This window comes from Emticicia fluvialis, assembly GCF_024793945.1.
GTDB lineage: Bacteria > Bacteroidota > Bacteroidia > Cytophagales > Spirosomataceae > Emticicia > Emticicia fluvialis.
Window position 1 is genome coordinate 293,398 of record NZ_JANUSD010000001.1, and the last position, 23,018, is coordinate 316,415.

Consider the following 23,018-nt stretch of genomic DNA (forward strand, 5'->3'; position numbering starts at 1 on the left):
AAAGAATCTTATGTTATCCAAAGAAAATATTGCCGAATACTTCAGAACCCTGCAAGACCATATATGTGCTGCCATAGAAAATACCGATGGCAAAGGCAGATTTCATGAAGACCAATGGCAACACCACAGTGGCGGCGGCGGGCGCACAAGGGTAATAACCGACGGCCGTATCATTGCCAAAGGGGGGGTGAACTTCTCGGCCGTATCCGGTGAAGTATCTGATGCACTACAGAAGCAATTGAAGTTATCGGAGAAGTCAGACTATTTTGCCACAGGGGTATCAATAGTGCAGCATCCGGTTAGCCCTATGGTGCCTATCATACACATGAATGTGCGGTATTTTGAACTGGGCAACGGTACCTGCTGGTTTGGTGGTGGCATAGACCTGACACCCCATTATGTGGTTGAGGATGATGCACGCTGGTTTCATGCCCAAATGAAAGCCGCCTGCGATAAACATAACCCTGCGTATTATACTAAGTATAAAGAATGGGCAGATAACTACTTTTATCTGCCTCACAGAAACGAAACCCGCGGTGTAGGTGGGATATTCTTTGACTACCTGAAGCCAGCCGATGAACCTGCCAAAGCAGATTTGTTTGCCTTTGTGCAGTCGGTAGGCGAGAGCTTTGCACCTGTTTATACGCACCTGATGGCAAAAAACCATCTGCTGCCGTATGGCGAACGTGAAACCAACTGGCAGATGCTACGCCGGGGGCGATATGTTGAGTTTAATCTGGTTTGGGACAGAGGCACGAAATTCGGGCTGGAAACCAACGGACGTACGGAGTCTATCTTAATGAGCCTTCCGCCTGTAGCTAATTGGGTGTATGATTACCAGCCTGAGCCGGGTAGCGCAGAAGCGCAAACGCTTGGCCTGCTAAAGAAAGACATTAATTGGGTGTAAGGCCGCACAATGCACCAGTCGGTGGCTTTTTGAATTGCCAAATTACAACAGTCTTTGATGTTATGAAATATACATTTGTCAGGAAACATCTGAGTACTATCAGAAGGATAAAGAAAGCCAAAGATGCAATAAAGGCCTTGTTAAAGGCAAGGGTAGATGCTATTGCCAATAAAAAGTTAAAGCAGAGCCTGCTCAATGCCATACCTTTCTGGGCAGGAGCCTTCATTACGGGTGTGGTGGCCGTTATTTATGCCAAACTTTTTATGATAGCAGAGCGTGGCACTATCTATCTTTTTCACCTCAATAAATGGGTGTTTATGGGTATTACGCCGCTGTGCTTTATAGTGTCGTGGTGGCTGGTTCAGAAATATGCCCCTTTTGCCCGTGGCAGTGGTATTCCGCAGGTGAGTGCGGCCATTGAACTGGCAAACCCTAAAAAATATGGGCTGGTAAATAATTTATTGAGTATCAGGGTACTGCTGATAAAAATAGTATCAAGCCTTATTATGGTGTTTGGCGGAGGTGCTGTCGGTCGGGAAGGCCCTACTATTCAGATAGCCGGTTCTATATTTAAGAAAATCAATGACTGGCTTCCGGAGTGGTACCCCAAGGTTTCTAAAAAAAACATGCTCATTACCGGAGCTGCCTCTGGACTGGCCGCTGCTTTTAATACGCCGCTTGGTGGCATTGTATTTGCCATAGAAGAGCTTACCAAAACACATTTCAGTTATTTCAAGTCGGCTTTGCTTACAGGTGTAATTATTGCCGGGCTAACCGCCCTGAATATACTGGGGCCGTATTTGTATCTGGGGTATCCAAAGGTAAATAATCTGGCATGGTGGGTTATCTTCCCGGTTATTGTTACAGCGGTGCTTTCGGGGTACCTTGGCTGCACCATGACCCGCATTATTTTGTATATACTGAAGAAGAAAAAGGCCTTGAATACCAACCGGGCAAAATTGCTATATTGCATTGTTGCAGGTCTGGTAATAGCATCGGCGGGTATTTTTATTAGTTTTGAAACCTTCGGCACAGGCAAAGAACTGATGCAAACCCTGTTGCTGACCAACAACAAGTATCTTGAGTGGTACGTGCCTTTATTGAGGTTCTTCGGCCCGGTGGTTTCATTTACCAACGGCGGTGCTGGTGGTGTATTTGCCCCGTCGCTGAGCGCAGGCGCCAGTGTGGGTTCATGGGTGGCAGAATGGTTTCATCTGGTTTGTTCTAATGCCAATCTTATAGTGCTGTGTGGTATGGTCAGTTTTCTTACAGGCGTTACACGCAGCCCGTTTACATCTTCCATACTGGTACTGGAAATGACAACCGCCGAGAGTATCATATTTTATCTTATGATAGCCGGCCTGGCTGCCAATCTGGTATCATCATTCGTCAGCAAGCATTCGTTCTATGACCAGATGAAAGAACAGTATCTGGCTGAAATTGACACCGAAGAAAAGAACTGACCCACTTTTACTTTGAGCCGTCCGGCCGGGCTAATTCTTCGGCAATGTATTTGTCAACCATTTTTTCAAGTATGGCCATGGTTACAGTCCCCTGCGATAGTATGAGGTCATGAAACACCCGAACATCAAATTTATCTTTCAGAGCCTCTTCTGCTTTTTTACGCTGATTCTTAATGGTTATTTCTCCGATTTTATAAGCCAGAGCCTGCCCCGGCCAGGAGATATACCGGTTGATTTCGGTATTGACTTCATGTAAAGAAAGCGCCGTGTTTTCAGCCAGAAAACTAACCGCCTGTTCACGCGTCCAGTCTTTGTCATGGATACCCACATCAATTACCAGGCGGCAGGCACGCCACATTTCGTAAGTCAATCGGCCAAACCTGCTGTACGGGTCTTTGTAAAGGCCCAGTTCATAGCCCAGGTATTCGCTGTACAAGCCCCATCCTTCGCCATACGCATTCACATACAGGTTTCGTCTGAAATCAGGCAGGTAGTCCAGCTCCTGTGTCAACGCTATCTGCAAATGATGCCCCGGTACGGCCTCATGCAGTGTCAGGGCCTCAAGGGTATATAAAGTACGGCTGGGCAGGTTGTAGGTATTTACCCAATAGTTGCCTGCCTGTTTTGATTGGATAGAGGCACCACTATACCGCCCGGCTGTGTAGGTAGGTGCCAGGTAGTCTGGCACGGGTACTACGCCATAAGGCTGGCGCGGCAGCTTACCAAAAAGCAATGGTAGTTTTCCGTCTATCTTTTTAGCAATAAAAGAGGCTTCTTTAAGCAGTTGCTCACCCGTAGTAGGGTAAAACCTGGGTTCGGTGCGCAGGTAATCAATAAATGCTTTAATTGAGCCTTTGAAGTTTACCTCGTCCAATACCAACTGCATTTCTTTCCTGATGCGTTCTACTTCCTGCATGCCAATGGCATAAATCTCATCAGGCGTTTTATTGGTGGTGGTATAGTGTTTTACTTTTTCGGCATAGAATTTCCGGCCGTTCGGGAAATGCGAAGCACCAAGCGTGGTTCTGGTTTTAGGATGGTACTCTTTCTCAAAGAATGTCCTGATTTTTATGTAAGACGGTATCACGCTTTGTTCTATCTGTTTTCTGCCCTCAGCTTGTAGTAATAACCAGTCAGCCTCAGAGATAGACTGCGGTTTTTTTATAAACGGTTTCCAGAAAACAGATTGTTCGTAGCTGTCAACAATATGGGCATTGTAGGTGGCTTCGTAGCCCTTTAGCGCAATGCTGGGTTGAGATATACCCAATGCAAGCCCTTTTCTTATTAAAGCCAGGTTGTCATCCACAAAACCCGGTATCCCTTTCAGTTTGGTCAGATAATGTTCAACCTGTTTTTTAGTTGAAAAGGCAGCAGGCGCAATTCTTGCTATGCCGGTATGAAAACCCTCGTCAGCCAGTATGGGGTTCAGGTATTCTTTGTATTCATAAGAAATCAGCTCGTCATTCAGCTGATATTTCAGCAACGCTATGTTTATCTGGTCGTCAAAAGTAAGTGTTTGTTCATTTACGGCATTCAGCTTGTCAGCTTCCTTTTTAAAAAACTGATAACGGCGAAGGAAATCTTCTTCGCGGTTTCTGCCAAACGGAAAAGGTGAATTGACCGAGTCTGAGGCCGATTCAAGTCTATGAAATGCTTTTATTTCTTCTAATACATCAGTAATAACGGCATTTGGTTGGGGTTTTTGTGAAAAAGCAAAAGAACTATGCAGGCATATCAATAGCAGTAAAAAGTATTTTCTCATGGAAGAACTGGTGCGTTACGGTTAAGGAATAAGAATCCGAAGATAAGGAAAATTCAGAAACGTGCAGCAGTTTTTAGATACTTTGGCTTTAATCACGCTTCCTGAAAGCCGTTGGCGTGCTGCCGGTAAACTTTTTAAACTGTTTGCAGAAGTGGCTTTCGTCGGTATAGCCAAACTCATCGGCAATTTCAGAGATGGTCAGCCTACTGAATAACAACCGGGTTTCAATCAGTTTCATTTTGTATTTGGTAATGTATTGTTTCAACGATTCTCCGGTATGTTTTTTAAAAAAAATACTGATGTAATCAGGGGCATAATTAAATACATCTGCCAGATGCTCAATGGTTAGTTCTGCCGGCTGATGTATATGTTTTTTTATATAGGTAAGAATTGCCTCTACAGAGTCTTTCAACACGGGGCTGGCAGAAGCCTGACCAAACAGATTACGGGCAAGGATAATCATCATACTGCGCATAATGTTGTTTCTGATTAACTCAAAGTACTGCGATTGCTCATGCTCGTTTTCTTCTTCGAGCAGTTTAAGCAAGCTATGCAGTTTCTCTCTTTCGTGTTTGTCGTGCACAATGGTACCCCGGCTTTGCGACGAGGTATAAAGCAGCGTTTTCATTATCTGCTGCCAGGTGCTGTCTTTATCTTCGGTATGTGGTGTATTGTAGATTGACTCATTGAAACGGATAAAACAAAACTCGGTTATTTCATTGATTTCAAAATGATGATAATCTTCCGGCCCGAGAAGAAACACATCTCCGGCCAGGTACCTGAACTCATTGCCGTTGATATTATGGATGCCATTACCTTTCAGAGTAAATATTATCTCAAAATAGGTATGCTTATGCACCGAGTGCACCCAGGTGGCCGCTTCAAAATGATAGATGCTGAAGGGGGTATGCAGTACGTATCTTTTCATAAAGCAAAAGTAGTAAAGAAAGCACTAATATATGTTGGATTTTTACAATACATAAGCCTGCGTCATGGTGTAGCTTTGTAACTGCATACATCATTCTATCTTTACATTTATACGGCTATGAAACACCTTTATCTGCTAATATCTTTATTTTTGCTTGTTTTGGGCTTGTCTTCATTACAGAAAGCGGATGAATGGACTATTCTTCTCGACAAGGATTTAAGCCGGTGGGAAAACTACCTGAGTTATAGGCATACTAATAATTATAATGGAAAAATACCGAAGGATTCTCTTGGGGCGGATATAAAGCCTATTGGCTATAATAATGATAAGTATGGGGTTTTTACGGTTCTGAATGAACCCGGTGGCCCGGTGCTGAAAGTAAGCGGAGAAATATATGGATGCTTGTTTACACGTCAGGAGTATGAAAACTATCATCTGAAACTACAGGTGAAATGGGGCAAACGCAAATATGTACCCAGGCTTGAAAAGCTGAAAGATTCTGGTATACTTTATCATTCAACTGGTGAGGCCGGGGCAGAATATTTTCGTTCATGGATGCTCTCTCAGGAGTTTCAGATTATGGAAGGCCACATGGGCGACTTCTGGTGTCAGGCAAATTCTGCCATTGATATCCGTGCCTGGCAATCTGAAGGAATAATGAATTGTGTGGCTGATGCCAGAAGGCCGTTCAGAACTTTTAAAAGCCAGGGTGATTATTATTGTATGCGGTCGGCCGACTATGAGAGTCCGGCTGGCGAATGGACTACCCTGGAGCTTATCTGTTTTGAAGGCAAAAGTCTGCACATTGTAAACGGACACGTGGTAATGGTATTACAAAACAGCCGCTACATACAGCCAGACGGTAAGGAGGTGCCTATGACCAAAGGAAAATTACAATTGCAAAGCGAAGCAGCAGAGGTATTTTACCGAGACATACGCATTAAGCCCATTGCTGCAATGCCTGAGCTTTATAAGAAACTGTTTTTATAAGCCACATAAAGATTGAAATTATTAAAGATTAAACAGCATAAGAATGAACACCACAACACGCAGGAAATTCCTGAAAAACACGGCTTTGGCATCGGTTGTTACCTCGTCTGCTTTTGCAGGCACTGAAACAAAAGCGGCCAAAGAGCTATTTGTGCATCATGTGTACTTCTGGTTGAAAAACCCGGGCAATGAGGCCGACAAAGCCAAACTGATAGAGGGTCTTGAAGGACTCACCAAAATAAAGGAAATCAAAATGGTGCATATTGGTGTGCCGGCCAGTACCAACAGAAGTGTAATAGAGCGCGGCTACGCGGTATCATGGCTATTGTTTTTTGATAGCCTGGAAGAAGAAGAAATCTACCAGAAACACCCGGTTCATCTGAAATTTGTTGAGAACTACGCTCACCTATGGGAGAAGGTAATCGTGTATGATTCAATAGGCGCCAAAAGGTCTTGAGTTGTGTTGCCAGATTTGCTGGCAATATAGGTGGTAATCCCTCCGGTTTTGCAGCCAGAGGGATTTACTATGCCTGTCAATGAGCGTTTTTTCCGCCTAGATACGGGCTGTCAAGCAGTTTTTGGAAACCTTCAAACTTTACAGGTGTTTTCTGATACTGGTAAGTGCTGCGCAACGATTGCGTTTTGTTGGTATCTCCCATGGCCACATCTACGTCGTCCATCATAAACTGGCAGGGGTGTTCATAACCACAGGCGTGGCTTAGTTCCAGTATTTCCTTCGTCATGGTTTTCATGTAATTATAGAGGCGTTCGCTTTTCAGCGTAGGGTCAATGCCAGACTGCAGCCATTTGTTTTGCGTGGCTACACCTGTAGGGCAGGTATTATTGTGGCAAACCTGTGCCTGTATACAGCCAATAGACATCATGGCTTCTCGTGCTACGTTAATTACATCAACACCCATCGCAAATGCCATAACGGCTTTGTCTGGCAACCCCAGTTTACCGGCTCCGATAAACGTGATTTTATCGTTCAGGTCTCTTTTCTGAAATATTTTATAAACCGACGAGAACCCATAAACAAAAGGTAACGAGACGTGGTCGGCAAAGCTGGGTGGTGCAGCACCTGTGCCGCCTTCGCCACCGTCAATATTAATAAAATCAGGGCCTTTACCTGTTTTCTTCATCAGGTCGGCCAGTTCTTCCCACATTTCAAGCTTGCCAACTGCCGATTTTATACCAACTGGTAAACCTGTGGCTTCGGCCATTTTTTCAATAAAATCAACCATTTCCGGTATGTTAGAAAAAGCGCTGTGGCTGGCAGGAGAAATGACATCTTTGCCTAAAGGCACGTGTCTGATTTCGGCTAATTCCTGAGTCAGCTTGGTAGCTGGCAGCACACCTCCTTTACCGGGTTTGGCTCCCTGCGATAGCTTCAGCTCAATCATTTTTATACAAGGGTTGTTCTGGCAAAGTTTAATCAGTTTTTCCATTACAAAGTTGCCGTTGTCGTCGCGCACACCAAAATAGGCGGTACCTATATTTACCACCACATCGGCACCTTTTTTGTGGTAGGCAGATACCCCGCCCTCACCTGTATTATGATAACACCCGAATTTATCGGCGCCTATGTTGAGTGATTCAATGGCTGGTGCAGACAATGAGCCGAAGCTCATACCTGAAATGTTGATAATTGATTTGGGCAGATATGGCTGCCGGCGATTGTGATATTCGCCTATTACTTTGGCCGACGGGCAAATATAAGGATTAGCGATATTCGGATGCCCAGATGGCAGCTTGTAGGGCAATAAGGCAGGTTTGATAAACGTGTAACCAGAGCTGTAAATATCCTGGTCGGTGCCAAAACCCTGAAAATTATTCTCTTTTTTTGAAGAAGCGTAAATCCAGGAACGTTGCCTGCGATTAAACGGCAGTTCTTCGCGGTTGTTGGCTACAATGTACTGGCGGAGCTCTGGCCCGATGCTCTCAATAAAATAGCGGAGATGCCCCACTACCGGAAAATTATGCTGGATTGTATGCTTTTTTTGTGAAATATCTCTGATGGCAAGTAATGCTAAAAAAACCAAAGGATAAGCCCACCAGGGAATGCTGCTCAGAAACTGACCTATAACTGCCATAAGCTGAAATTTGATGTATAAATAGATAGTAATGCTGGTTAATAAACAACCGGATATAAGTTTTCTTTTGATGAATAGTATTTAATAGTAGTAATTTCGTATTTATCTATGATATTTAACCAGCATTTTCGTTTATGCTGCCTATGTCATTAATCTGAACAAATAAAAAAAAGTACATTCAAAACTATTGCATCCTATGAAACTTCAACACCTGTTTATTCTTATTTGTTTATTAACGTTTAAAAATAGTTTTTCGCAAAGCCCTATCTTAAAAAAAGAGAATATTTTTGAGAATCCACCCTTTGCCGAATGCCATGCGTCAAGCATAGTTGAGCTATCAAAAGGCCAGATGATGGCCACCTGGTTTGGCGGTACGAGGGAGTCGAATCCTGATGTATGTATATGGATAGCCAGGTATGACGGCAGCAAATGGTCTAAGCCTGAAAAAGTTGCCGACGGCGTAATTAATGATAAACTGAGATACCCAACCTGGAACCCCGTATTGTTTAAAACCAATGAAGGGAAACTTTTTCTGTTCTATAAAGTAGGCAAGAACCCGAGAGAGTGGTGGGGCGAGGTGAAAACATCAGCTGATAATGGTGCAACGTGGTCTGCAGCAGAAAAACTGCCGGAAGGAATGCTGGGGCCTATAAAAAACAAACCGGTTCAACTGGCTAACGGCGATATACTGTATCCTACCAGTACTGAAAGCGTAAAGGGCAATAAATGGCATATCCACCTTGAAAAATCTGACAAAAATGGCAGAAACTGGCAGAAAATACAAATTGAGAACGATACCTTCGGCGTAATTCAGCCTAGTATTCTGCAGTATGCCGATGGACGAATGCAATTGCTTTGCCGCAGTAAGCAGAATTATGTGGTAGAGACGTGGTCAACCGATAACGGTAAAACCTGGGGGCCATTGAAGGTAACAAGCCTGCCAAACCCGAACTCGGGTACCGATGCAGTAACGCTGAAAAACGGATTGCAACTAATTGTTTATAATCCTTTGAAAAAGGGCAGAGAGTGGTCGAACGGGCGTCAGAAACTAAGTGTTGCTGCTTCAAGAGACGGAGTTAACTGGAAAGATATTTGTGTGTTAGAAGATGAACCTAAAGGCGAGTTCAGCTATCCGGCCATCATACAGTCGAACGATGGTCTGGTTCATATTACTTACACCAACGACCGTAAAAACGTAAGATACGTAGTGCTTGACGTTAAATAGTTTCTTTTAAACCTGGTATAAAAAAGCAGATTAGGCGCGCCTAATCTGCTTTTTTGTTTGTATAAATGATTGATTTACAAGTCTGTGAGTATATAGCCTGGCTGCTTTGTGGCTTATGTAAGAGCCGCGAACCATGAATGCCGCCAAAAAAACTTCATTTTATGCATTTCATCGAAAAGGCGGGTCAATTATTAATCTAAATCCTGACATTTGATTCAACAAAACGCAGCAGATAAAGCGTTGGGTTAAAGAAAATGAAAAGTTGATAGTACAATTGCTATTGAATTAATTGCTCGGCGTTAAACTGCTGCTTTTGCGTAATCTCAAAAAGTAAAAAATACCTTTAGCTAACCAATAGTTAGGGGTATCTGTAAAAAAAGAAAAGTGGAGCTAAAGTTTGCTCCACGTTTACTGACAATTGCTATTGAGTGAATATTTTTATTACGTTGATTTTATTAAGTCATCATGTAATTTCTTCCAGATAAAAAGGCTTTCTATAGTCATTTTCGGATACTTTGCTCGATCAGCAAAACAACTATAAAGAGTAACATCGAAGCCCAAAAAGTATTTAATCACATCCAACTCCTCCCATTATTGAGCATCTTTCATAATTAGGTAATCTATTAGAGATGCTCATTCAGGGGAGGGTTGGAGTGACCATTACGATGTCCCTTCATCTTAATAGAAATAATCATACCAAAAATGATTACGATTGGATTTGAGTTTTTTTGCTGCGTATGGTCATTACGTTAATTTTCAAACTGAACGCTAAATATTTGCTTCATATTTAAGCCGTTCGATAATAATATTTTTTATTTGATACCCCTTGATAATTTTTTGGATAGGATAGCAGTACGAAAATCCTGCTGAAAGTGGCTGTTTGTTTAAATTGAAAAATTATTTAACGGATACAAAATAATAACAATAAAAAAATGGCATGGATTTTGTTGGCAATGCCGCTTTGCCGCAAGATTTTGAAAATATCCATGCTTAATTCTTCTGACATGAAAAATCATTCGAAATCTACACTAAATACTATTGAAGAGGTACTGGCAGAATTAAACGAGTTGCTGGCGCAAAAAGAAAAGGAAGATTACGCACGAATATTTATTAAGCGCCATAATATATCAACTACTTATCAGTCAGGCGACTATCTGACAATTATGGATATACGTTCAACGTCTTGCGGACAGAAAAACTGGGTGGCTCGTTTTACTTTATAACCTTGCAGGCGGCCTGAAGTGCCGCATTATTTAGTAAGTCTGCGGTATTGCTCAGTTTTTGATGGGTCTATTGATGATAACACCTGAAAAGCCTTTTGTTTTTCTTCTTTTGTTGCTTCAGAAAACACATTTACCATTTCTTCACTTTTGGCGTCCAGAAAGCTATTCATAAGCACCGAGTTAGTTCTTGATTGCTGAAGGCTTTTAATAGTGCTTATAAAATCTAGTATCAGTCGTCGGCTTCCTGCGGGGTCAGTGGTCAGGTTGTCAAGTGCCAATCTGTGATAATTGTACACGCCTTCTCTGAAAGGCAGCAATTGCTGATTCTGCAGATTCTCAACCAGCCAGTACCTGTTTCTTACATCACCGGTTTGCTCCCAGCCGGCTTGCCCTGCACTGGCAGCCAAATTAGCCACGTTATATGCACGCGTAAGAAAGCGGTCTCCGCCGTTTTTTGAAAAACTGTCGTAATCAAGTGTCAGGGCTATTAATGAATAAAACCCCAGAATAGAGGTCAGGTTATTAGAGAAATTCTGTTCATTAAAAATCATCTGGCGGTCTTCCGGCGAGAATGATATATTAAAGTTACGGTCTACGTATGTCAGCAGCAGGGTTTCGTAAGTGGTATTAAATACCGGCCTGATAACCTGAAACTGGGCATTGCCCTGAAACACATTCTGTTGTGGTGACTTCGTAAAGGTTATAATGAGATTGCATTTGATACGTTCGTTCTGAGCAAATAGGTCATTGGTCCAGCGTTTATTATTCATAAACTCGCTGATGGCCAGTTTCATGTCTGTAAATACCTGTTTTTCAGAAGCCTGCTGCGCGTTAATCTGGTCTGATACAATGGTTACATTACAGTTTATTTCCTGGGCGTAGCTGCTTAAAAAAGCGCAGGCCAGCAGGCATGTCATTGCTATTTTTTTCATAGTTTGTACCGTTATCTTATCCGGTAAATTTGTTCAGAACAATTTTCAGTATATCCACTGCTACTTCCTGTTTCGGTTTCAGGTCAAAATCATACAGATTACCCTCTTTGTCAAGAATTTTAATCTTGTTGGTATCATAACGAAAACCAGCGCCTTTATCTTGTAAGGAGTTCAACACAATGAGGTCGAAGTTCTTTTTTTCCAGCTTGCCTTTGGCGTTTTCCAGTTCGTTATCTGTTTCTAACGCAAAGCCAATCAGCAGTTGCCCGTTTTTTTTTCTTGCACCCAATGTGGCCGCAATATCTATGGTTCTGGTTAGCTCAATATTAAAAACATCCTCTTTCTTTTTTATTTTTTTGTCGGCCACATGCACGGGGGTATAGTCTGCCACGGCTGCTGCCAGAATCACAATATCGTTGTTTAAGAAATGTTTTTCAACAGCTTCATACATTTGCCGCGCAGAAAACACCTGCTCTGTTTTTATACCGGCAGGTGCAGGTACAGACACCGGGCCACTTACTAACGTAACGTTTGCCCCGGCCATGCAAAAGGCCTCGGCAATGGCATAGCCCATTTTGCCTGACGAGTGATTGCTGATGAAACGTACCGGGTCTATGGGTTCCTGGGTTGGTCCGGCGGTAATCAGTACTTTTTTACCAGCAAGGGTGTGGTTCTTCAAAAAATGGCTGCTTAGTGCATGCACAATATTTTCAGGCTCTGCAAGGCGGCCTTCACCTGTCAGGCCGCTGGCGAGTTCGCCATGTTCGGCATTGATAATATAGTTCCCGAATGCCTTTAGTTTTTCCAGATTACCAAGGGTGCCTGGGTGCCGGTACATGTCCAGATCCATGGCAGGCGCAAAGAAAACCGGGCATCTGGCCGATAAATAAGTAGCCACAAGCAGGTTGTCGGCCATTGCATTGGCGCATTTGGCCAGTGTATTGGCCGTGGCGGGTGCAATAATAAAGGCATCGGCCCACAAACCCAGTTCAATATGGTTGTTCCATTCGCCGGTTTCATTTTTTACAAAAGAAGACACAACCGGGTTTTTAGACAAAGTGGCTAAAGTAAGCGGCGTAATAAAGGTTTTTGCGGCGTCGGTCATAATTACTCTTACCTCAGCTTCGGCTTTTACAAGCAGCCGTATAAGCAATGCCGATTTATAAGCAGCTATACTGCCGCTTACCCCCAGTAGTATTTTTTTATCTTTTAAAATCAATGTCTTTGGTGCTTTGGTACACTTTTTTATATTCTATATGTATAACGCAACAAAAATAGAAAACATCAGATTAACTCATTGATAATTTCTTCAAAAGTATATACATTTAAAAATTAAGTAGCCTGAATAGAATTTAATGAAAAAACTCTCACGCATTTTTATCTGGTTGATAGTTGGAGTCTTCGTTCTGTTGGGATTAGTCTTTCTGTTTGTGCAGTCGCCTACCGGGCAGGATTACATCACCATACAGGCAGCTTCGTTTCTACGTAAAAAGCTGGGCACACCTGTTACCATTCAAAAGGTCAGATTCCGTGTTCCTGACTGGGTATTGCTAGAGGGAGTGTACGTGCCAGACCTTAAAAAAGATACACTTTTGGCCGGTAAAAGGTTGTATATCGACATCGATATGCTTGGCTTGCTGTCGAACGATGTAAAGCTGAATCAGATTGAACTTGAAAATGTAAGGGTTAAAGTAAACCGTACTTTGCCTGATACCACCTTCAATTTTAATTATATTCTGAATGCATTTATGTCGAAAGAGCCTGATACCACCTCTTCCAACAATCCTTTCGATATTAGCCTGAAGCGTGTAAAGTTCAAAAATGTTAAAATTACCTACAAAGATGCCGTAATAGGTACCGATGCCGATGTATATATAAAAGATTTATCGACCGAGTTTGGTGAATTTAACATCGCCAAGTCTCAATACCACGTCGACCAGCTGAAAGGCGACGGCGGAAGCGCCAGCTTAAGGCTCTATAAACCATTGAAAACCAGTACTTCAGCTCCGGAAACGGCGGCTAAAGTCAACGCTGCCGATACACTTGATATAAATGTAGGTAATGTAGACCTGGCTAATTTTAAATGGTTGCTTGACAGCCAGGAAGATGGCCTTAAAAATGGTGTTAATCTGGGGCATTTGCAGCTGCAGGGCGATAAAATCTATCTGAACAGCCAAAAGGTGGTGTTCAGGAAAATAGCTCTGGCCAATACTACAGCCTTTGTTGAAATAGCCAAAATACCCAAGCAGGCAACCAAAGCTAAGGAAGCAGATAACGCATCAGGAGGCACGCCCGGCTGGGAGGCCATTATTGGTGATATTCAGCTAAGTAAAGTGGGCCTTCGGTATGACGACAATAATTCTACTCGCCTGACAAGGGGGCTGGATTATGCCCACCTTGATGTAAAAGACCTGGGTTTGCTGCTGAAAAACTTTATTTACAGCTCCGACAAAATTGCAGGCCAGCTTTCAAAAGGAACATTTGCCGAACGAAGCGGGCTGGTGTTGCAAAATCTTACCACAAATTTTAATTACACAAATCAAGAGATTGGGCTGAGGAATTTTTTCCTCAAAACTCCCCAAACTGTCATTCGTGACGAGATGGTAATGCGATATGATGACATTGCCGATCTTTCAAAAAAATTAGGTAGTGTGCGTGTGAAGGCCAGCATTAAAAAAAGCCAGCTTGCCATGCGCGACTTGCTGATACTTATGCCTGAACTGGCAAAAAATGCTACCTTTAAGAATAACCAGAACGATATAATTAAAGCCGACGGACAAATTACAGGCAGGGTAAATAACCTGGCCATATCAAAGTTAGACATCAGCGGCTTTGGCGCTACCAAGGTAAAAGCTAAAGGCAGCATTACGGGGCTTCCTGATGTAAACAGACTGGGTTTCAATCTGGATATCAATGAGGTAAGCACAACTAAAAAGGATATTATAAAACTGGCTGGCCCCGGCACGCTGCCAGAATCGATTGAAATACCGGAGAAACTGACCCTGCGGGGTAAACTGAAAGGGAAAGCAGACGACCTACAGGTTGATGCCACCCTTAATTCAGACTTTGGAGTTGCCGTTGTTACAGGCAAACTGCAGAATTTTGTAAAAGGCCGTAATCAGGCCTATGATGCCCGGCTTACATTGCAGGATTTTGACGCCGGCAAACTGATTAAACAGCCTCAGAATGTTGGCAAACTAACGCTGGAAGTAAACGCCAGGGGCACAGGTATTGACCCCAAAACCATGAACGCCAGTATTTCAGGTGCGGCCAGAAGTGCGGTTCTGAAAGGTTATGAGTATAATGACATTGTTCTGAAAGGCGATATTCACAATCAGATTGCTAACATTCAGACCTCATTAGATGACCCCAATGCTGATTTCAAACTCATTTCAACCATCGATTTGTCAAAGCCTTATCCGGCAGTAAAAGGGGAAGTTGACATCAGGAATATTGATTTGAAAAAGTTAAACCTGTATGCTGAAAACCTGAAATTAAAAGGGGATATAAGAGTAGACATGGCCTCCACCGACCCTAAGAATCCGGTTGGGAGTATCTGGATCAACGAAACCGTTGTAGAAGCAGGCGGGAAGGTGATTCCGTTGGATACCACCAACCTTGTTATTAAAGATTTGCCGGATGGCCATGATATTGCCGTTAAGTCGCCGATTCTGAATGCCCATGTAAGCGGTGAGTTTGATTATATCCGTCTGTTGGATATCCTCCTTACCGAAATAAGCAAGTATTTTGTTATACCTAATCTGGCCTATACACCCGTTACAGAGCCTTATAACCTGAAGATTGATGCTAAGTTGAATCAGCATCCGCTTGTGCAGAGTTTCGTTCCTGCATTAACCAAAATGGATACCATGCGGCTTTCGGCCACGCTCGACAGCCGGAAAGATACAACCATGCAGGTATCGTTGTCAGTGCCTCTGGTTGAGTACGATTCGTCAGTTGTACGTAACGCTGGCCTGAAACTATTTGCCGTGGGCGATAAAGCTACCTACAGCGGGGGCGTAGGGCTTATCAATGTTTCAGACATGATTATCAGACGCACCAGTCTTGGAGGAGAAATAGCCGATAATGCGCTTACAGCCAAGGTTGTTCTGAAAGACTCATTAAATAAAGACAGATTTGTTATACCTGCCCGCTTGCAGTCTGTTGAAAACCAGTATCGACTAAATTTAAGTAACTCAGGTACTCTGATAGATTATAAAGAGTGGCGGTCTGATTCGCTGGGTTATGTGCAATACGGAGCCGGGGGCTTAACGGTAAAGAAGTTTTTGCTTGAGCAAAACGGCCAGCGGCTGCTGGTAAACAGCTCTACCGATGAGCCTAATGCCCACATTGAAGTAAATATAGACAGCCTTCATATCAAACCTTTTGTTACCCTTGTAACGCAAGACTCTACCACCGCCGGAGGCACCATGAATGGCGATTTTAGAATTGCCGATTACATGACCGGAACGCCTGCTTTTTCGGGCGATTTAATTATCAGAAATTTTACTTTCTCGCAAAATCCGATAGGTAACCTGACACTCAATGCCAGAAACGAATCTGCTGACGTGATTTCTGCCAGGGCTTCGGTTATCAGCAATACGAATGACATTCAGCTCAGTGGTAATTACCTGTTGAATGAAAAGAATTCGCTTGATTTCAATATTGATATCAATAAATTAAGTGCGCAAACGGTTCAGGCATTCAGTTTTGGTCAGCTAAAAAACGCCAGTGGTAACCTGAGTGGTAAACTGAGCGTGAAAGGAGAGCCAGTTAAGCCGTCAATATCAGGTAATCTTAAATTTGATAATGTGGGTCTGGCATTAACCCAACTGGGTTCTAAGTATCTGCTCAATAACCAGACAATTGTGTTCGATAACAGCAACATTAAGTTCAATAATCTGGTAATAGCCGATACCCTGGGGCAAAAACTACAGGTAAATGGAAATGTAAACATTCAGAACATCCCTGATTTTGCCTATAATCTGGATGTGAAAGCCAAAAATTTTATGGTATTGAATGGCAGCCGTAAAGATAACGACTTCTTCTATGGCAAAGGATTTGTGGATGCAGACCTGAATGTGCGCGGAGTAGGAGCCAAGCCCTCTATTGAAGGCGGGGTAAAACTGAAAGAAGGAAGCGACATAACCGTTATTCTGCCTGATGACTCAATTGGTGAAACCGAAACTGATGGTGTGATTGAGTTTGTGAATATGAAAAATCCGGTTACTGAACTTCCGGCAGATACGTCAAAGGCTGCATCCAACTACGATTTTGCATCTGAAATGGCGCTGAATATTGAGGTAGACGACAAGTCTCAGCTTAATATCATCATAGATGAGGTTAACGGCGATAATCTGAAAATTAAAGGAAATGCCCAGCTAAATACGGGTATAACCCCCGGTGGCGAATTTTATATATTTGGTTTGTACGAACTTTCTTCGGGGCAGTATGACCTTACGTTTCAGGTGTTGAAAAGACAATTTACCATAGAAAAAGGTAGTACTCTTTTGTGGACCGGCGACCCGATGAAAGCGCAGATTGATATAACAGCTGCTTACCCGATTGACGTGGAGCTTACCTCATTGAGCGACGAGGCCAAAAACTATGGTAAGGTTCCGGTTAAGGTTTTATTGAAAATGCAGGGTAGTTTGTCGAGCCCGAATATCAGCTTTGATATTGTACTTGATGACCGGAGAGCAACCGGCGACATGAAGAATTTTGTTGAAAACAATGCCGTCTTTTCAGCTTTCAGAGATGACCCGGTGGCCATGAACAAGCAGGTTTTCTCGCTGCTGATTCTCAATCGTTTTTCAGGTGAACAATCTTCTGATTTCTTCTCGGGAATCAATGCTGAGGCGATGGCTCGCCAGAGTGTAAGTAAAATCCTGACAGACCAGCTGAATGTACTGGCCGGAGACCTCATTAAAGGTGTAAAACTTGATTTCAACCTTAACTCCGATATCCTCACGGGGCAAACAGGTTCGGTGGTTGGTAACAGAACAGACCTGAACGTTGGTCTGAGCAAAGCCTTCCTTAACGACAGGCTGACGGTATCTGTCGGCAGAAATTTCCAGCTTGAAAACACCACAGGTATTCAGAAAAGCTCAACTGAAATTTTCGATAACATTGCCTTAAACTATGCGCTTACTAAAGACGGGCAGTATATGTTCAGGGCGTTTCGTAAAAATGAATTTTTTATTCTGGATGGATACGTTCAGGAAACCGGGGTAAGCTTTCTGATAACCTTAAGTTATGATCAATTAAAAGAATTATTGGGTAAAAAGAAATGAAAAGAACAGCAATATATATACTAATTATAGTGGCAATTAGCTTATCTGGCTGTTCGGTTACCAAGCATATACCGCCAGGCGAAAGCCTTTACACCGGAGCCGAAATCAAAATTCAGGCCGATAGCCTGGTAAGCAGGTCTCAGATTAAGGAGGTGCGCAATCAGGCTTCTGAGCTGATACGGCCCAAGCCCAATAGTACACTCTTCGGGTTTCCTTACAAAGTTTGGTTTTATTATTTATTCGGCGAACCTAAAAAACAAAAGGGATTCAAGAATTTTATAAGAAAAAGATTCGGAGAAGCCCCGGTGCTGGCCAACAAAAGGTCGGTTACCACCAGTGCGGCTATTATTACCAGTATGGCAAACAATGAAGGGTACTTCAGGTCGTCTACAAGTGGCGAGCTGGTGGTAAAAGGGAAAAAAGCCAAAGGTGTGTACACGGTATTTCTTAAACCCCGATACTTTATTAACGAAACCCGCTTTCTTATAAAAGACAGTAGTGTTTTTCAGAAAAACTTCAAGTTGGCTGCGACGCGTACCCTCCTGAGAAAAGGAGACCCCTACCGTTTTGAAGTAGTAAAGATGGAACGCGAACGGGTTGACCAACTACTGAAACGCCGTGGTTTTTATTTTTTCAGACCAGACCACCTCATCATAAAAGTTGATACCAACCAGAGTAACCATCTGGTGAACCTGTATGTTGATTTGAAACCCACGGTTAACCAAACGTCAATCAAACAGTATCGTATCGGCAACATTTACGTCAATACAGACGCCACTGATTCGCTGAGTGCAGATTTTGAACAAAAAGGAGGAATTAAAATATCTGACGTACGCAGAACTTATAAACCCAGGGTTTTTAACGATGCCATCGGTTTTCGCTCCGGAATGATATACAGTAGCATTGTACACGATGCCTCTTTGTCAAGACTGATTAACCTCCGTAACTTTAAATTTGTAAAGAACCGTTTTGAGTTGGTGCCCAGGTCTGACTCTGCGCTGATTGACGTGCATTATGAAATGACACCGATGCGAAAAAAGGCTTTGCGGTCTGAAGTAACCGGTTCATCAAAATCTAATGGTTTGGTTGGGTTTCAGTTTGGTTTGAACTGGTCTAACAAAAATATGTTCAGAGGCGCTGAGCTGCTTAACATTGGTGTAAATGCCGGTACAGATATACAGATAAGTGGCCGTAAAAATGATAATATCAATAGCTATAATAAATATAATGTAACACTCGATTTATCATTCCCCAGGTTTGTTCTCCCTTTTTACAGGGTTAACCCAACAAGGAATCAGTCATTGCCAAAAACCAATCTTAATCTGGCGTATAACTGGCTGCAGCAAAGAGGATTGGCGCTGAATGACGACAGCACGACTTTTCCTTATACCCAATATGTGCTTACGTCGGCCACCGCATCATGGGGTTATGAATGGAGGCCAAACCCGAGAGTGATACATACCTTAACGCCGTTTTCGGTCAATTTTCTTAAGCCACGTAACATCAGCCAGCTATTTGTTGAGAAAATCTTTGAAAGTAACAACCCGGCAGATTTACTTAGGTACGTAAGGGTGCTTGATACCCGCCTCATTCTTGGTGGCCAGTATACCGTTTCTTATACACCTCAGAGGCGAAACAGCAGGCATTATCTGAACTTATCGGGCGGTATTGATATTGCAGGTAATATCGGGAGTCTGTTTGCAAAAAAAGGAGCAGACGCTACCTCACCTGCCTTATTGTTTGGCGTAGCTTACGAACAGTATACACGCTTTGATGGAGAAGTAAGGTATTATTATGATATTTCGCCGAGCTTGCGTCTTGCCAACAGAATTGTGCTGGGTTATGGTATTCCTTACGGAAACTCAAAACAACTGCCACAGATTAAGCAATATTTTGTGGGGGGTAGCAATAGTATGAGGGCATTCAGGGCACGTTCGATTGGCCCGGGTCTTTATCGTGCCGACTCAGTTACGGTTTCCATTTTTGGTTATTCGTCGTATGGAGATATAAAAATGGAAGGCAACACAGAGCTACGTTACAAGGCTACCAATTATATTAATCTGGCTGCTTTTTTAGATGTCGGCAACGTGTGGATGAAGAAGGTTGACCCGATGGTTTCGGAATATGATGTTTCTTCTGAGTTTTCAAAGGATTTTTATAAACAACTGGCCGTAGGAGGGGGGATAGGCCTTCGGCTGGATTTCAGCTACATAAAACTGCGGTTTGACCTGGCCACACCGTTCAGAAAACCCTGGCTGCCTGACGGCGAGCGATGGGTATTAAAAGAAATTGATTTTTCAAGGAAAGCCTGGCGACAGGAGAACCTTATTCTGAATATCGCTGTCGACTACCCCTTCTGACAGAACAAAAACGAACGCATAAAAGGGTGTACCTCAAAAAGAAGTACACCCTTTTTATTTCTGAAATACAAAGTTATTATTCTTCGTCTTTTACACGAAACTCTACTCTGTCTTCAGCAAATTCGTCAAGCGCTATTGAAGTTGGCTTTGGCTGACGCTCATAGAATCTTGAGATTTCTATTTGCTCACGGTTTTCGAAAATTTCTTCAAGGTTATCGATATTCGAAGCAAACTCCGCCAGTTTCTGTGTCAATTCTTCTTTTGTCTTTACAGCCACCTGTTTCGCACGTTGCGAAACAATGAATACAGACTCATAAACATTGCCTGTTTTTGCAGCAAGTTTATCTACGTCTCTGGTTACTATTGAAGGATTTACTGCCATAATATAAAAACCCCTGCCTCTGAGGGGTGCTTGATTTTGTGTAATGATATAAGATAAGAATGCCTTTTGAGGCCCCGGGCAATGCCTTATCCTTTTTTTGCAGTTTCTGCCTTCTGGGCTTCAGCTGCCTGTTTAGCTTTCAGTTCTTTTATTTCCTGCTCAATTTTAGCAATGCGCTCCAGTTCTTTATTAGCTCCGTCATACGCTTTTTGCGCCTGCTTCATATACTTGCTTTTAGGATACGCATCTATAAATTCTTCATAGAATTTAAGTACATCCAGAAAACGTTCTTTTTGTTTGTTTTCAAAACTTACCACAGCCAATTCATATTGAGACTGCACTTTCAGAAAGGCCAGTTCTTCGTTATACTCAGAGTCAGGGAAATCTCTCTGAAAATTATCAATAGCTACAACCGCCGCTTTAAAATTAGCAATTGTTACACCACTGGTTTTATAATAGAGTTTTGCCTTCTCATAGGCTTTTTCTTCCAGCCTGTGTCTGAGGTCAATCAGGTTCTGATTGGCGCTTTCGGCATATTTACTGCCCGGAAAACTATTGATAAACGTTTGAAGGGCATCAATAGCCGTAAGGGTGTTGGTCTGGTCAAGGTTGAAGTTCGGCGAATCTTTGTACATCGAAAAGGCGTACATATAAAAAGCTTCTTCTGCAAGCGGGCTATTGGCATAAGTTGAGTAAAAACTCTTGAACAAATAAGAGCTCATACTATACTGCTTCTGCTGATACTGCGAATAAGCATTAAAAAACTGCGCCTGTTCCGCCAGTGAATCTCCCTTCAACAACGGTATTATCTCTTCAAAAAGTAAACCGGCTTTATAATAGTCTCCCTTTTTGTAGTATTGGTTAGCCGCTTTGTATTTTTCTTCGGTTGTACCTTTTTTCTGTAACCGGGCAAACTTGGCCGAGCACGCTGAAGATAATACAATTACGACAAATAAAAGGGCGGTATATGGTCTTTTCAAAAACATGGGTGCAAAGATAATAAAAATTGTATGCTTTCAGAACGAAAAATCAAGCATAATTATTTTTATCACAGCCAATTAAGCCATAACTTCTTTCAGGCTGGCTTCGTTGGCCTCAAGAATAGCGCTCACATGGGCGTCAGTCAGGGCTGTTGATAAGAAAAGCGCTTCATACTGAGACGGCGCCAGATAAATGCCTCTGTTAAGCATGGCATGAAAATACCTGCCGAAGCGAGGGATATCTGAGGTTTTAGCCGACTCAAAATCAACCACAGGCTGGTCGGTAAAAAACAGGCTGTACATAGAGCCAATGTGGTTAATCTGGTAGTTTAAGCCAAGCTTTTTAAGTATTTCTTTAATACCCCCAACAATTTTACTACCGGTGTTTTCCAGTTGTGTGTAAACTTCAGGGTGTTCGTTCAGGTAAGTAAGCATGGTGTAACCAGCAGCCATGGCTATGGGGTTGCCCGACAAAGTGCCTGCCTGATACACAGGGCCTTGCGGAGATACACAGTCCATGATTTCCTTGCGGCCACCGTAAGCCCCTACCGGCATACCCCCGCCAATTATTTTGCCCAGGGTAGTCAGGTCTGGTTTGATATTGAAACGCTCTTGCGCACCTCCTTTGGCTAAACGGAAGCCTGTCATTACCTCATCAAAAATCAATACAATGCCTTCTTTGGTACACAGGTCTCTCAAGCCCTGCAAAAAGCCCTCTTTAGGTAACACACAACCCATGTTTCCTACAACCGGTTCCAGTATCAGCGCGGCCACCTGATTCTTATTGGCATCTACTAATTGCTGCACGGCTTCCAGATTATTAAATGGAGCCGTAAGGGTATCATTAGCCACACCTTTGGTTACACCCGGGCTGTCTGGTACACCCATGGTTACAGCACCGCTGCCTGCGGCAATCAGAAAAGAGTCGCCGTGTCCATGATAACAACCTTCAAATTTGATGATTTTATCTCTACCTGTAAAGCCTCTTGCCACCCGGATAGCCGCCATAGTAGCTTCAGTACCCGAGTTAACCATGCGTACTTTTTCAATAGAAGGCACCATATCAATAATCAGTTCGGCCATTTCTACCTCGCGGCGGGTGGGTGCGCCAAACGAAAATGAGTTTTTGATGGCTTCGCGCACGGCTTCTTCAACCGGCTCATAGGCATGGCCGAGAATCATAGGCCCCCATGAGTTGATTAATTCAATATATTGATTGTCGTCTTCGTCATAGATGTAGGCGCCTTTGGCTTTTTTTACAAAAATAGGATTACCACCTACCGATTTAAAGGCTCTTACAGGAGAGTTAACTCCACCGGGAATAAAATTTTTAGCTCTGGCAAAAAGTGCCTCGCTTGTATGGGTTATCATTAGCCGATTTATTTTAATTCAAGTTGGGTACAAAGGTCGTTAAGAAATGGATATGAAGAAAGTTTTTTGCAATTTTGGTAATCTTAACTGCTACGTCTTGGGCTGACCA

The 23,018-nt window shown here is 42.9% G+C and carries 16 protein-coding genes; 8 read left to right on the top strand and 8 right to left on the bottom strand.

Features of this window, described 5'->3' with window-relative positions; genetic code table 11:
* Positions 1–10 precede the first annotated feature (10 nt).
* Both hemF and NZ848_RS01220 read left to right on the top strand, forming a co-directional pair.
* Complete coding sequence (gene hemF, locus NZ848_RS01215; protein ID WP_259014039.1) at positions 11–907, top strand: oxygen-dependent coproporphyrinogen oxidase; 897 nt, start codon at positions 11–13, stop codon at positions 905–907.
* Positions 908–969: 62 nt separating this feature from the next.
* On the top strand, positions 970–2,370 hold the full coding sequence (locus tag NZ848_RS01220; RefSeq protein ID WP_259014040.1) for a chloride channel protein: 1,401 nt from the start codon (positions 970–972) through the stop codon (positions 2,368–2,370).
* Positions 2,371–2,377: 7 nt separating this feature from the next.
* Here the strand turns inward: NZ848_RS01220 and NZ848_RS01225 are convergent, their stop codons facing one another.
* Together NZ848_RS01225 and NZ848_RS01230 are read right to left on the bottom strand one after the other, a co-directional pair.
* On the bottom strand, positions 2,378–4,132 hold the full coding sequence (locus NZ848_RS01225) for a DUF885 domain-containing protein (RefSeq protein ID WP_259014041.1): 1,755 nt from the start codon (positions 4,130–4,132) through the stop codon (positions 2,378–2,380).
* Between the two features lie 88 nt (positions 4,133–4,220).
* The gene (locus NZ848_RS01230) at positions 4,221–5,060 is read right to left on the bottom strand and encodes an AraC family transcriptional regulator (protein ID WP_259014042.1); all 840 of its coding nucleotides are present in this window, start codon (positions 5,058–5,060) and stop codon (positions 4,221–4,223) included.
* Positions 5,061–5,177: 117 nt separating this feature from the next.
* On the opposite strand from NZ848_RS01230, the gene NZ848_RS01235 reads away from it, so the two are divergent.
* Both NZ848_RS01235 and NZ848_RS01240 read left to right on the top strand, forming a co-directional pair.
* Complete coding sequence (locus tag NZ848_RS01235; RefSeq protein WP_259014043.1) at positions 5,178–6,050, top strand: 3-keto-disaccharide hydrolase; 873 nt, start codon at positions 5,178–5,180, stop codon at positions 6,048–6,050.
* A gap of 43 nt (positions 6,051–6,093) precedes the next feature.
* Positions 6,094–6,507 (top strand): Dabb family protein, encoded by a 414-nt coding sequence (locus tag NZ848_RS01240; RefSeq protein ID WP_101727358.1) that lies wholly within the window; start codon positions 6,094–6,096, stop codon positions 6,505–6,507.
* A 76-nt stretch (positions 6,508–6,583) separates the two neighbouring features.
* Here the strand turns inward: NZ848_RS01240 and NZ848_RS01245 are convergent, their stop codons facing one another.
* Positions 6,584–8,143, bottom strand: coding sequence for an FMN-binding glutamate synthase family protein (locus tag NZ848_RS01245; protein ID WP_259014044.1), 1,560 nt, complete (start codon positions 8,141–8,143; stop codon positions 6,584–6,586).
* Between the two features lie 196 nt (positions 8,144–8,339).
* Between NZ848_RS01245 and NZ848_RS01250 the strand changes: the two genes are divergently transcribed.
* Both NZ848_RS01250 and NZ848_RS01255 read left to right on the top strand, forming a co-directional pair.
* Positions 8,340–9,368, top strand: a complete 1,029-nt coding sequence (locus tag NZ848_RS01250; protein ID WP_259014045.1) for a sialidase family protein — start codon at positions 8,340–8,342, stop codon at positions 9,366–9,368.
* 932 nt (positions 9,369–10,300) lie between these two features.
* Positions 10,301–10,591: a hypothetical protein gene (locus NZ848_RS01255; protein WP_259014046.1), complete on the top strand. Its 291-nt coding sequence runs from the start codon at positions 10,301–10,303 to the stop codon at positions 10,589–10,591.
* 26 nt (positions 10,592–10,617) lie between these two features.
* On the opposite strand, the gene porD is transcribed toward NZ848_RS01255, so the two are convergent.
* Together porD and coaBC are read right to left on the bottom strand one after the other, a co-directional pair.
* Positions 10,618–11,523 carry a type IX secretion system protein PorD gene (porD, locus tag NZ848_RS01260; RefSeq protein WP_253533346.1) on the bottom strand — a complete coding sequence of 302 codons (906 nt, stop codon included), beginning with the start codon at positions 11,521–11,523 and terminating at the stop codon, positions 10,618–10,620.
* Positions 11,524–11,539: 16 nt separating this feature from the next.
* Positions 11,540–12,742, bottom strand: coding sequence for a bifunctional phosphopantothenoylcysteine decarboxylase/phosphopantothenate--cysteine ligase CoaBC (coaBC, locus tag NZ848_RS01265; protein ID WP_259014047.1), 1,203 nt, complete (start codon positions 12,740–12,742; stop codon positions 11,540–11,542).
* Between the two features lie 136 nt (positions 12,743–12,878).
* Between coaBC and NZ848_RS01270 the strand changes: the two genes are divergently transcribed.
* The gene (locus NZ848_RS01270; RefSeq protein ID WP_259014048.1) at positions 12,879–17,816 is read left to right on the top strand and encodes a translocation/assembly module TamB domain-containing protein; all 4,938 of its coding nucleotides are present in this window, start codon (positions 12,879–12,881) and stop codon (positions 17,814–17,816) included.
* A complete protein-coding gene (gene tamL, locus NZ848_RS01275; RefSeq protein ID WP_259014049.1) occupies positions 17,813–20,176 on the top strand; it encodes a translocation and assembly module lipoprotein TamL in 2,364 nt (787 codons plus the stop codon). The genes NZ848_RS01270 and tamL overlap by 4 nt, the downstream gene beginning before the upstream one ends.
* 76 nt (positions 20,177–20,252) lie before the next feature.
* Here the strand turns inward: tamL and NZ848_RS01280 are convergent, their stop codons facing one another.
* The 3 genes from NZ848_RS01280 to hemL all read right to left on the bottom strand — a co-directional run bounded on the left by NZ848_RS01280 (position 20,253) and on the right by hemL (position 22,909).
* Positions 20,253–20,558, bottom strand: a complete 306-nt coding sequence (locus NZ848_RS01280) for a DNA-directed RNA polymerase subunit omega (protein ID WP_253533360.1) — start codon at positions 20,556–20,558, stop codon at positions 20,253–20,255.
* Between the two features lie 86 nt (positions 20,559–20,644).
* Positions 20,645–21,544 carry an outer membrane protein assembly factor BamD gene (locus NZ848_RS01285; RefSeq protein ID WP_101727351.1) on the bottom strand — a complete coding sequence of 300 codons (900 nt, stop codon included), beginning with the start codon at positions 21,542–21,544 and terminating at the stop codon, positions 20,645–20,647.
* A gap of 72 nt (positions 21,545–21,616) precedes the next feature.
* Positions 21,617–22,909, bottom strand: coding sequence for a glutamate-1-semialdehyde 2,1-aminomutase (gene hemL / locus NZ848_RS01290; protein ID WP_259014050.1), 1,293 nt, complete (start codon positions 22,907–22,909; stop codon positions 21,617–21,619).
* Positions 22,910–23,018 lie beyond the last annotated feature (109 nt).

Coding starts and splice junctions, on each gene's coding strand:
- hemF (WP_259014039.1), top strand. CDS start 11: ATGTTATCCAAAGAAAATATTGCCGAATACTTCAGAACCCTGCAAGAC.
- NZ848_RS01220 (WP_259014040.1), top strand. CDS start 970: ATGAAATATACATTTGTCAGGAAACATCTGAGTACTATCAGAAGGATA.
- NZ848_RS01225 (WP_259014041.1), bottom strand. CDS start 4,132: ATGAGAAAATACTTTTTACTGCTATTGATATGCCTGCATAGTTCTTTT.
- NZ848_RS01230 (WP_259014042.1), bottom strand. CDS start 5,060: ATGAAAAGATACGTACTGCATACCCCCTTCAGCATCTATCATTTTGAA.
- NZ848_RS01235 (WP_259014043.1), top strand. CDS start 5,178: ATGAAACACCTTTATCTGCTAATATCTTTATTTTTGCTTGTTTTGGGC.
- NZ848_RS01240 (WP_101727358.1), top strand. CDS start 6,094: ATGAACACCACAACACGCAGGAAATTCCTGAAAAACACGGCTTTGGCA.
- NZ848_RS01245 (WP_259014044.1), bottom strand. CDS start 8,143: ATGGCAGTTATAGGTCAGTTTCTGAGCAGCATTCCCTGGTGGGCTTAT.
- NZ848_RS01250 (WP_259014045.1), top strand. CDS start 8,340: ATGAAACTTCAACACCTGTTTATTCTTATTTGTTTATTAACGTTTAAA.
- NZ848_RS01255 (WP_259014046.1), top strand. CDS start 10,301: ATGGCATGGATTTTGTTGGCAATGCCGCTTTGCCGCAAGATTTTGAAA.
- porD (WP_253533346.1), bottom strand. CDS start 11,523: ATGAAAAAAATAGCAATGACATGCCTGCTGGCCTGCGCTTTTTTAAGC.
- NZ848_RS01270 (WP_259014048.1), top strand. CDS start 12,879: ATGAAAAAACTCTCACGCATTTTTATCTGGTTGATAGTTGGAGTCTTC.
- tamL (WP_259014049.1), top strand. CDS start 17,813: ATGAAAAGAACAGCAATATATATACTAATTATAGTGGCAATTAGCTTA.
- NZ848_RS01280 (WP_253533360.1), bottom strand. CDS start 20,558: ATGGCAGTAAATCCTTCAATAGTAACCAGAGACGTAGATAAACTTGCT.
- NZ848_RS01285 (WP_101727351.1), bottom strand. CDS start 21,544: ATGTTTTTGAAAAGACCATATACCGCCCTTTTATTTGTCGTAATTGTA.
- hemL (WP_259014050.1), bottom strand. CDS start 22,909: ATGATAACCCATACAAGCGAGGCACTTTTTGCCAGAGCTAAAAATTTT.